Raw genomic sequence first — 269 nt, 5'->3', positions numbered from 1 at the left:
TTCGTAAGCTAAGTTCCCGCAAGGCCTTACATGCATAGTTGGCGTCAAGTGGGAAATTAGAAACACGTATCTTACCGCGAGGCCCAGAACCCCACAAGGGTCAGCCAGCAGAAATCGGGCTGGTTCCAGCGAATCTCGGGGTAACGACTGTACTTAGCTATCCATCCATCCTCTGTCGATAGTTCGTGTGGCAGTCCATCGCTTATATCGGCAATGTTGTCGACGCCAGCATCTTCGATAGTCACGCGAATTCCGTATTTGTCTTCATC

General features: G+C 50.6%; 1 pseudogene. It reads right to left on the bottom strand.

From position 1 onward, the window contains the following. Positions 1 to 71: 71 nt before the first annotated feature. Positions 72 to 269 (bottom strand): annotated as a pseudogene (locus AB1L30_RS00925) (hypothetical protein); the annotation flags it as partial.

The organism is Bremerella sp. JC817 (assembly GCF_040718835.1).
Lineage (GTDB): Bacteria > Planctomycetota > Planctomycetia > Pirellulales > Pirellulaceae > Bremerella.
This window is presented reverse-complemented; position numbering and strand designations above follow the sequence as displayed.